Source organism: Roseisalinus antarcticus (genome assembly GCF_900172355.1).
GTDB classification, from domain to species: domain Bacteria; phylum Pseudomonadota; class Alphaproteobacteria; order Rhodobacterales; family Rhodobacteraceae; genus Oceanicola; species Oceanicola antarcticus_A.
Genome location: NZ_FWFZ01000038.1, coordinates 21,181 through 30,195, shown reverse-complemented (window position 1 = coordinate 30,195; position 9,015 = coordinate 21,181). Strand labels below are relative to the sequence as shown.

Annotated in this window: 10 protein-coding genes; 2 read left to right on the top strand and 8 right to left on the bottom strand. The window is 63.0% G+C overall.

Annotated features, from left to right (window positions below; translation table 11 throughout):
• Positions 1-182 precede the first annotated feature (182 nt).
• Together ROA7023_RS20060 and arfB are read right to left on the bottom strand one after the other, a co-directional pair.
• On the bottom strand, positions 183-1,112 hold the full coding sequence (locus ROA7023_RS20060; RefSeq protein WP_085880778.1) for an L-lactate dehydrogenase: 930 nt from the start codon (positions 1,110-1,112) through the stop codon (positions 183-185).
• The gene (arfB, locus tag ROA7023_RS20055) at positions 1,109-1,528 is read right to left on the bottom strand and encodes an alternative ribosome rescue aminoacyl-tRNA hydrolase ArfB (RefSeq protein WP_085880777.1); all 420 of its coding nucleotides are present in this window, start codon (positions 1,526-1,528) and stop codon (positions 1,109-1,111) included. The genes ROA7023_RS20060 and arfB overlap by 4 nt, the downstream gene beginning before the upstream one ends.
• Before the next feature lie 128 nt (positions 1,529-1,656).
• On the opposite strand from arfB, the gene ROA7023_RS24585 reads away from it, so the two are divergent.
• Positions 1,657-1,833, top strand: a complete 177-nt coding sequence (locus ROA7023_RS24585; RefSeq protein WP_159458612.1) for a hypothetical protein — start codon at positions 1,657-1,659, stop codon at positions 1,831-1,833.
• An 809-nt stretch (positions 1,834-2,642) separates the two neighbouring features.
• On the opposite strand, the gene ROA7023_RS20045 is transcribed toward ROA7023_RS24585, so the two are convergent.
• The gene (locus ROA7023_RS20045; protein ID WP_085880775.1) at positions 2,643-3,605 is read right to left on the bottom strand and encodes an IS1595 family transposase; all 963 of its coding nucleotides are present in this window, start codon (positions 3,603-3,605) and stop codon (positions 2,643-2,645) included.
• Positions 3,606-3,708: 103 nt separating this feature from the next.
• Between ROA7023_RS20045 and ROA7023_RS20040 the strand changes: the two genes are divergently transcribed.
• Positions 3,709-3,933 carry a DUF6471 domain-containing protein gene (locus ROA7023_RS20040; protein WP_085880774.1) on the top strand — a complete coding sequence of 75 codons (225 nt, stop codon included), beginning with the start codon at positions 3,709-3,711 and terminating at the stop codon, positions 3,931-3,933.
• Positions 3,934-3,959: 26 nt separating this feature from the next.
• Here ROA7023_RS20040 and ROA7023_RS24110 read toward each other — a convergent pair whose 3' ends face one another.
• The 5 genes from ROA7023_RS24110 to ROA7023_RS20020 all read right to left on the bottom strand — a co-directional run bounded on the left by ROA7023_RS24110 (position 3,960) and on the right by ROA7023_RS20020 (position 9,009).
• On the bottom strand, positions 3,960-4,760 hold the full coding sequence (locus ROA7023_RS24110) for a hypothetical protein (RefSeq protein WP_143535679.1): 801 nt from the start codon (positions 4,758-4,760) through the stop codon (positions 3,960-3,962).
• A gap of 371 nt (positions 4,761-5,131) precedes the next feature.
• On the bottom strand, positions 5,132-5,758 hold the full coding sequence (locus ROA7023_RS20035; protein ID WP_085880773.1) for a queuosine precursor transporter: 627 nt from the start codon (positions 5,756-5,758) through the stop codon (positions 5,132-5,134).
• A gap of 82 nt (positions 5,759-5,840) precedes the next feature.
• Positions 5,841-6,704, bottom strand: coding sequence for an esterase-like activity of phytase family protein (locus ROA7023_RS20030; RefSeq protein ID WP_085880772.1), 864 nt, complete (start codon positions 6,702-6,704; stop codon positions 5,841-5,843).
• 2 nt (positions 6,705-6,706) lie between these two features.
• A complete protein-coding gene (gene mepA, locus ROA7023_RS20025) occupies positions 6,707-7,645 on the bottom strand; it encodes a penicillin-insensitive murein endopeptidase (protein ID WP_085880771.1) in 939 nt (312 codons plus the stop codon).
• Complete coding sequence (locus ROA7023_RS20020) at positions 7,630-9,009, bottom strand: MFS transporter (protein WP_085880770.1); 1,380 nt, start codon at positions 9,007-9,009, stop codon at positions 7,630-7,632. The genes mepA and ROA7023_RS20020 overlap by 16 nt, the downstream gene beginning before the upstream one ends.
• Positions 9,010-9,015: the final 6 nt, after the last annotated feature.

Genomic DNA, 9,015 nt, shown 5'->3' with positions numbered 1-9,015 from the left:
ATGGCTCTTCGGAAAATAGGGCCTCAGCCGCGCCATCTGAGCCTCGCTCAGCCAATACAGATCGCTCATCATGCCCCCTTTGGTTCGGGGACGATGAATCACGCAGACCGCGCAGCCTCAACCCGTTTAATGGGTCCTGAGCCTAGCAGTTTGGTCGCCTGCCTTAACAGCACACTATCACCTCACATCCCAACCGCCTCCACCGTCCGCTTCAGCATCTCCGCCGACGCCCGCAGCGCCTCCGTCTCGCTGTCGTCCAGCTCCGGCACCAGCTCCGCGACCACGCCCTCCGCCCCCACGACCCGGGGCAGGGAACAGGCCACGTCCCGCACCCCCAGCACCTCAGAGGCGACGGACACCGTCAGGACCGCCCCCTCATCCGCCGCGATGGCCGCCACGATCCGCGCCAGCCCCGCGCCGATCCCGTACCAGGTCGCGCCCTTGCCCTCGATGATCGTATAGGCCGCCCGCCGGACGCCGGTATCGATCCGCGCCCGCACCTCATCGGTGATTGGCGCCCCCATCTGGGCGGCAAAGGACCCGACGCTCACGTTGCCCGCCCGCGCCGCGGACCAGGCCAGAACCTCGGAATCCCCGTGCTCGCCCAGCACATAGCCATGCACGGACCGCGGCGCGATGCCGAGGTGCCGCCCCAGAAGCCACCGGAACCGCGCCGTATCCAGGATCGTGCCGGAGCCGATCACCCGCCCTGCCGGCAAACCCGACAACCGCTGCGTGATCTGCCCCATGATGTCCACTGGGTTCGACGCCACCAGCAGAATGGCCTCCGGACAGACCCGCATCACCTCGCCCACGACAGACCGGAACACCGCCGCGTTCCGCCCCAGCAGCTGCAGCCGGGTCTCCCCGGGCTTCTGCCCGACCCCGCAGGCCAGCACCACGACACCGCAGCCGCGCAGATCGTCATACCCACCGGCATCGACCCGCACGGCAGCCCCAAAAGGCACCGCATGGCCGATATCCTCCGCCTCCGCCCGCGCCCGTTTCTCGTCCAAGTCTACCAGCACGATCCGCGAGGCGCCCCCGCGCATCACCATGGCAAACGCGGCGGACGACCCGACCATCCCGGCGCCGACAATCCCGACTTTCATTCCTCGACCTTCCCCCGCATGGACTTCACCTCGCTCCGCGCCTTCTTCGCCTCCAGCCGCTTGCGCTTTTGCGACGGTGTGACCCGCGTCGGCACCCGCCGCTTCGGCCGCTCGAGCGCCTTGCGGATCAGCTCCCGCAGCCGTTCCCGCGCGGTCTCCCTGTTCCGCGCCTGCGACCGCTCCTCGGACACCTGCACAACGACGGCGCCCTCCTTGGTCCAGCGCCGCCCCGCGATCCGCTGTAACCGCCGCTTGGCATGCTCGGGCAACGACGGCGATCGCGCCGCTTCAAACCGCAGCTCCACAGCCGAAGACACCTTGTTCACGTTCTGCCCGCCCGGGCCGCTCGCCCGCACGAACTGCTCGGTGATTTCCCAATCCTCGATCGAGACCGTTTCGGTAATCTGCAAAGTCATCGGGCCATTCTAGCGCACAAACACGACAAAGGCCGCACCTTCTTCTGGTCGAAAATATCCGGCCTTATGTATCAAACGCACCAAGAGAGTAGCTGCATTCCGGCGCGATGTGAATCATCATCGAGGCCATGCAGGACAAGACGATAGACAACGCGCTGTTGGCGCTTCGCAAGGACATGATCCGCAACGGCGGTGACGGGCTGACACACGTCGAAGCGCTTCTGACAATGCGAGGGGTTGGACTTCCTGCTGTGCTGCCGTCAGGATCGACGCAGCAGGCAAAGGGCGTATGGCATGGATGCTGATGGACGCGCTACGGGACAGGCCCATGACGCAGCGTGAGGCAGCGGCGCATGTCGGACAGCAGAGGCCGGAGCTATCATCAGAAGCCGCCTACAAGCGCGTTGCGCTGGGGCTGGCGCGGCTCAAGCGTCGGGGTATTGTCTTTAGGGAAGGGCGAGTGTGGAAGTTGGCGTAGCGTGAGCTTCACTGTTTTTTAACGCCTTAAAAATTGACATCCGAGCGAAAGGGGCCTACCTTTTTCGTGCTGATAGCCCGCTTGCTTAAGCATTTGTCATGTGTGACACGGTGAGAATCTGCCGGCCGTAGCACCACCCTAAGCAGGTGGGAGCGCTTTGTGGGGTTCATGGCAGGCCCCACCGCATGACACCTAATTTTATAGGTGATTCCTAAGAATTTTAGCCCGCTTTAAGAGCGCTTTCGTCTGGCCCTTTTGGGAGCGGTGAAATGTGCTTACGTATATCTCTCGTCTATCTTTTGTTGCTTTTAAGGCGGCCAAATATCGAACACCGGTAGACACCTCTTCGTAAGATATTCGGCAAGAATTTGGTCTGTCCGCCAACCACATTCCGTTCAACAGCAACGTTGGCAAGGTTAGCATGGTTGATGGCTCTATGTGATCCCCATGCGCCTGCAAAATATGCCTAGTGCTATCGGATGAAAGCAAACCCAAGACGTCTTTTGGCTTAAGTGCATTCGGGCCTGATTTACGACCTTGCCAACCGCGAGTGAGCGCAAGTTTCCTGACAGAAGTAATGCTATATCTTCAATGGTTAAAGCCATTTTTCATAGTAGCGGGATACACAATCCGGTTTCAAGCCGCCCGCTGCCAGTACCCCTTCCACGACCGGCTGACCGGCGCGTCCATCGCGTTCGACACGAGGATGTGCGCCAGCGTCCCGTTGTCGGTACGGCGGTTGTCCTCAAGCCATGCGGCGTGATTCGCGTACTGGTGCAGGTACTGCGGGCTGACTTGGTGGTCCTGGCCCAGAACCATGCGGCGCAGGCGGCTAAAGAAGCTCTCGACCATGTTGGTGTGCTTGCCGTGGTCGCTGTAGATTTCGCTGTGGTTCACGCGGCCCACTATCCAACCGTTGTGCAGCAGATCCCAGTGGGAGGCTTCATCGGCGGACATGGTGGCGGTGCGGCTGACGTTCTGGACTGCAAAGCCGACGCCCTCGCCCTCGTGCATGGCGACCATCGGCAGGGTGCGGCCATCGCGTTCACGCATGGTCACGACGACGCGGCGCTTGCCGGTCTGGTGGCGCTTCAAGCGGCGGTCCACGCGATCAACCTTGGCGTTGGCGGGGCGGACGTGACCGCCAAAGTATGCCCCGTCGATTTCAACGTGACCTTCAAGCGGTGCGCCGGTCTGAACCTCTTGCGCCATTGCCTCGCGCAGCTTGTGATCCAAAACGAAGGCCGTCTTGTACTGGCAGTCCAGGTCGCGGCTCAGTTGGATCATGGACACACCCTTGGAAGCGTTCACAAGGATGCAGATCGCAGCCAGCAGGTCAACGAACGCCATCTTCCGGCTGGCGAATATCGTGCCGCTGGTGACGCTGAATTGGTGCGCACATGCCTTGCACTTGAACTTGCGGCGGGTGGCGATCTTGTATGTTTCGTCATGGCTGCAACGGGGGCAGACAGCCGCGCCGTTGGTTTCGGGCCAACGCATTTCGCAGAACGTCCGGTAAGCCGCTTCCTCGCCAGCCTTGTAGATCGCGCGAAGGCTGAGGGTGCGTGACGCTGCTGAAAGGAGGAAGTGCTGTGCCATTTTATACTGTATCCGTTGATTACATATCGAAAATAGTATCATTACATACTGCTTGCAATAGGTTAGATATCGTAAATGTTAGTTTTTACATCATGAGGGATATATGCCGGATCAAAACGACTGGGAAAAGATGGCAGCGGGGCTGCTCAAGGCAGAGTTGAAACGTAAGGGGGTGACTTACGCTAAGCTTGTTGAAAAGCTTGCTGATATTGGAATCAGTGAGAAAGAGGTGAACGTTGCCAACAAACTGTCCCGAGGGAAGTTTTCAGCGGCGTTTATGTTGGCATGTCTAAGGGCTATCGGGACGGAGCATTTGCACTTGGCCTAGTGACAGGTATTGGGTTGGCCCTGAATTTAATCCTTTGGCTCAGCTATCTTGCGCAGGACAAAGTAACACCCCAATCCCCAGATGGCCAAAGCGGCCAGAATAATGGCGACACTGCTTTTTGGTGGTGGCGTTGGACTGGCGACTACGTTTCGTCTAGCGATACGCTCGCACAGTGGATCATGGCATCCGTAACGATAGTTGCCACGTTCGTCTTGTTGCTCACCCTCCGATCCGCCAACAAAACTAACGCCGCTGCTGTAATGGCCACTAATGCTGCTCTCGAAGCCAATGAGATCATGCGTCAAGAGCAGCGACCTTGGGTCACGATAGTCAGGGGTATTGAGTGCGAAGTTAATGATCGCGGTCACTTGTTGAACCTGTCGTGGAACTATGACTTGTCCAACAAGGGCAAAGCCCCCGCATATGATGTTCATCTCGAGTGGTTGCCGGTTAAACGGAACCATTACCAAAAAATAGGCGTTGAGTGCGCACAATATGCTCAGCACTGCATCGGGAAAAGGCGAAGGGGCCATACGCAAATTATTTTCCCCGGCGAAACGGCTGAATTCCCCAAATACACGTGGTCCGGGAGATGCCGGTATGAATACATCCAGGAAGCACGTCCCGGCAGTGATGATCAGGTTGTCATCGTCTTCATTTGTGTAAGTTATCGACTTGCAGTCAATTCTAACAATTTTGGCGCAGAGGTCATTGCTGTTGGCTTTGAAGAAAGCAAAAGATGGTTGAGGCCGTTCAGCACTAGAATGCTCGAATACTCCAATGCAAGATACATTCAGTAGTATCGCAGTAGCAGCAATCTTAATCACTTCTCAGCCCTCCGCCGGGCTGGTGCGTTTGATACATAAGGCCAAAAATATCCTGGGGAGCGCGAGGGGCAAAGCCCCTCGCATGGGTCGGCGCGCGCAGCGCGGCGAAACAGATCGACCAATGCGACCTGAATCGAAAAGGGCCGCCCCGGCGATGGGACGGCCCTTCGAAAGTTCAGGAGGTGGGGTCGGTTAGGAGCCCCAACGCAAAAGTCACAGTCCCAAGGGCTGCCTCAGGAATGATCCCTCCACGCTGTCCCGACACCTCTCTCCAATCTCTCTCTAGACACTGGATCACCTCCTTTCATTGATTTCGCCTGACACCGAACGTTGCACAGATTTGGTGTATGTCAAATGAATTTCCGCAAGCCTTAGACGGCGCTCGCGCGGAAGTGCCCGGTAATGAGGCGAAACGGCATCAAAGCCAGCAAGGCGACGGCCAGTTTGACCGCCCAGTCCGCCACCGCGAGCGTCGTCCAGAGCGGCGCCATCGGCCCGGCCAGCAGGAACGGCGCGGGGTCCTGCGCCCAGGCCACGTTGGAATCCGCGGCGGCACCGAAGGACAGGGCCGCCGAAAAGGCGATGGTGAAGAACAGCGCGGTGTCCACGGTCGATCCCACCAGCGTCGAGGCCAGCGGCGCCCGCCACCAGGGGCCCTCGCGCAGGCGGGAGAAGATCGCGACGTCCAGAAGCTGCGCCACCAGGAACGCGGTTCCCGACCCGATGGCCACGCGCAGCGGCACGGCCGGGCCGAACTCCAGCATGATCCGGCTGCCGATCAGCGAACAGGCGACGCCCACGATAAACCCGGCAAGCACAACCCGGCGGGCGGGTCCGGCGCCGTAGATGCGGTTCATCACGTCGGTCACGAGAAAGGCGATCGGATAGGTGAAGGCGCCCCAGGTCAGCAATCCGTCGAGGATCAGGAACTGCACGAGGATATTGGAGGCCACAACGACGAGGGCCATGGCGAGAATGCCGGGAAGAATGCGGGTCATGTGATCTGGGTCCGTTTTGGCAAGGGTGCGGCACTTGGTTCCCGTCGTCGGGAACGCGCGGGGCCTAGTCCCCGCGCCCCGGTCAGTCAAGCCGGTAGTCGACGAACTCCGTCTTCTGGATCGCGAAGAAATTGTCGTCCGACACCATGGTCAGCCGGATCGCCCCGCCCGCGTCCTGCCAGACGGCGATCCCTTCCAGGTTGTCGTGCACGCCCCGCGCCGTCTGCAGGATCAGCTCCGAGCCCAGCGGCGCGAGGGTGATCCGCCGCACCTGGCTCCGAAATCCCAGCATCGAGAAATTCCGCTCCAGGATGTAAAGCCGCCCGTCGGGCCCGAAATCCGCCCCGACCGGGGCGAAGCCCTCGGTTGCCGTCATCTTGAACGCCGTTGTCCAGGTGCCGCCCTGGTAGCGGTAGATCGCAAAGGTGCCGTCCCGCACCGGCGATTCCGGGATCACGAACAGGGAATTGTCCGGCGCGATCGCCATGGCCTCGAGCGCGCCGTTGCGCGGCAGGGCGCGGAATTCGCCCGGAATGCGCAAGGGCCGCGGCACGGTCTCGCCCGGGGTGACGCGCCAGACCCGCGCCGGCCCTTCGAGGCTCGCGTAAAGCGTCCCGTCCGGCGCGATGGCCAGCCCTTCGGTGTCGGCGCCGCCGCTGTCGGCCCGCCGGCCGTTGGGCCGCATCATCGGGCGGATCGCCGCCCGCACCCCCACGACCTCGCCGGCCCCGCCCCGTATGAGCCGGCCCTCGAACAGGGTCGCCCGGTCGTTCATCGCGGTGAAATCCAGGCCGTCCGGCGCTATTTCGAGCGCCGAGATCCCGCCGACCCGGCCGTCGAACGAGTTCCAGGTATAGGAGCCCACAAGCCGCGCCTCGGCCTGGGCCGATACGCCCGAGACAAGCGCCAGAGCGCTCAGAAGCATCAGGAATTTCAGGCGGATCACGCTCAGTTCGCCGCCACGTCGTGACACTGCGCGGGAAGCTGCGCCATGGTCACCGGCCCGCGGGGCGGCGTCGTCGGCGCATTCGGGTCCGGTGGCGGTGGGTTCAGGATGTTGTCCACCCATTGCTGCGCGTCCGCACAACCGTCGCCGGGCGGCGGAGGGGCCTGGTTCTCGCAACCCATCGCACCGGCCGGACAGCTCAGCCGGACATGGAAATGATAGTGATGGCCCCACCATGGCCGGATCTTGTTCAGCCAGGCCCGGTCTCCGGTCTCCTGCCCGCACATCCAGACCTTGGCCCCGGGAAACACGAAGATCCGCGCGACCCTTGGATCCTCGGCGGCGCGGCGGAGCAGTGCCATGTGCGCGGGCGTCCAGTTCCCGTTGACATAGGCGCCCTCCGCCCGCCGCATGGAGATCGACGACAGGCTCTCGCGCTCGGCCGCGCTCAGGTCCAGCCGGTCGGGGGGCAGCATCCAGATATCGGCATCCAGCCCGGTCTGGTGGCTCGCATGGCCCGACAGCATCGGCCCGCCCCGCGGCTGGCTCATGTCGCCCACATAGATCCCGTTCCAGCCCGGCAGGGTGGCGGCGAAGGCGGACAGATCCCGGACGAAATCGACGGTGATCGGCTGCGCCCAGTTGCGGTTGCGCGACAGGCGCATGGCCTGCCAGGTGGGCCCGGTCTCGGGCAGTTGCACCGCCCCGGCCTGGCAGCCGCGGGAATAGCTGCCGAAACTCTCCGAGATCTGCGCGGACGCCGTCGACAGATAGCCGAAGACCTCCTTGGCCACGCGGCTGTCGCCCGGGTCCACGCTCTGGGACGATGCGCGGGGCGCTCCCGGATTGGCGTTCTCGGCCGGGGGAGGGCTGCCGGACCCCCCCGATTGGCAGGCTGCCAGACCGATGGTCAGGCCAAGGATCGTCAGGAATCGGACCATTCTGCTCGGTCTCCGTCTTTGTTGACGAAGACTAGCAGAACCAGCCCCATCGCGAAAAGCAGAATGACGGGCGCGATCCCAAGTCGCGGGCTTTCCGTGAGCGTGGTGAAGATCCCGATCATCGCGGGCGCCAGGAACGAGGTGGCCTTGCCCGACAGCGCGAACAGCCCGAAGGCCTCGGTCGGGCGCTCGGGGTGGGTGTGCCGGACCATCATCGACCGCGAGGCGGCATAGATCGCTCCGCCCGCCCCGCCGATCGCCGCGCCGCAGATGTAGAACAGCGTGTCGGGCACCGACGATCCGGCCGCGAGGGTGATGCCGAAGACGAACTCTCGCGTCATGCCCACGATGATCGTGCAGACAACGGTCAGGATCAGGATGCAGACGATGATCACCGGCCGCGGCCCGAACTTCGAATCGAAGAGCCCGCCGACGTAGGTCGCCACCCCCGCGGTGACCGCGCCGACGATGCCGAAGACGGCGATCTGCACCAGCGTCCAGTCCAGCACGAGCACCGCGTAGACGCCCCCGAAGCCGTAAAGCGCGTTCAGCGCGTCGCGGTAGAACATCGAGGACAGAAGGAACCCCTTGAGGCTGTCGCGGTGGGCGATGCCCCAGACCGAGCGCTTCAGGTCGGCCAGGGCCTGCCGGACGCCGCCCTGCCGCACCACCGGCCGCGGTTCCCGCATCCACAGGAAGTAGGGGATCATGAAAAGTGCGAACCAGGCGGCGATGAAGGGCCCGACGATCCGCGTGCCCTCCCGCGCGGCCGGATCGAGGCCCAGGGCGGGCGGCCGTCCGGTCAGGGTCAGGCCCGTGGTGTCGTTCGCCTCGAAGAAGAACGCCAGCATGATGGCCAGCGACGCCACCCCGCCCCAGTAACCGAGCGATGCGCCAGTGCCCGAGATCTTGCCGATCGCCTCCTGCCCGCCGAGCGAGGGCAGTTGCGCGTTCACGAATATCAACGCGAACTCGGCGGCGATGAAGGCCAGAGCGAAGGCCCACAGGCAAAGCCAGAGCGCGGACCCGTCCGGCACCATGAGCCAGAGCGCCGCCGTCCCGACGATGTAGAGGCCGGAGAAGAGCACGATCCAGGGCATCCGGCGCCCGGTGCTGTCGGCATAGGCACCCAGCAGCGGGCCGGCGAAGGCGATGAACAGGCCCGCCAGCGTCTGCGCCATGGCCCAGACCGACTGCGCCCGAGCGTCCGCCGCGCCCGCGCTCAGCCCGTCGGCCGCGAAGTAATCCGATGCGACCGAGGCGAAATAGGGGCCAAAGATGAAAGTCAGCCCCAGCGTGTAGAACGGCTGCGTGGCCCAGTCGAAGGCCATCCAGCCCCAGATGCGTTTTCGCTCGCCCGTCATGCCCGT

Bases quoted from the DNA above. Each gene is read 5' to 3' on its own strand.
- ROA7023_RS24585 (WP_159458612.1), top strand. From the start codon at position 1,657: ATGCAGGACAAGACGATAGACAACGCGCTGTTGGCGCTTCGCAAGGAC.
- ROA7023_RS20045 (WP_085880775.1), bottom strand. From the start codon at position 3,605: ATGGCACAGCACTTCCTCCTTTCAGCAGCGTCACGCACCCTCAGCCTT.
- ROA7023_RS20035 (WP_085880773.1), bottom strand. From the start codon at position 5,758: ATGACCCGCATTCTTCCCGGCATTCTCGCCATGGCCCTCGTCGTTGTG.
- mepA (WP_085880771.1), bottom strand. From the start codon at position 7,645: ATGGTCCGATTCCTGACGATCCTTGGCCTGACCATCGGTCTGGCAGCC.
- arfB (WP_085880777.1), bottom strand. From the start codon at position 1,528: ATGACTTTGCAGATTACCGAAACGGTCTCGATCGAGGATTGGGAAATC.
- ROA7023_RS20040 (WP_085880774.1), top strand. From the start codon at position 3,709: ATGCCGGATCAAAACGACTGGGAAAAGATGGCAGCGGGGCTGCTCAAG.
- ROA7023_RS20060 (WP_085880778.1), bottom strand. From the start codon at position 1,112: ATGAAAGTCGGGATTGTCGGCGCCGGGATGGTCGGGTCGTCCGCCGCG.
- ROA7023_RS20020 (WP_085880770.1), bottom strand. From the start codon at position 9,009: ATGACGGGCGAGCGAAAACGCATCTGGGGCTGGATGGCCTTCGACTGG.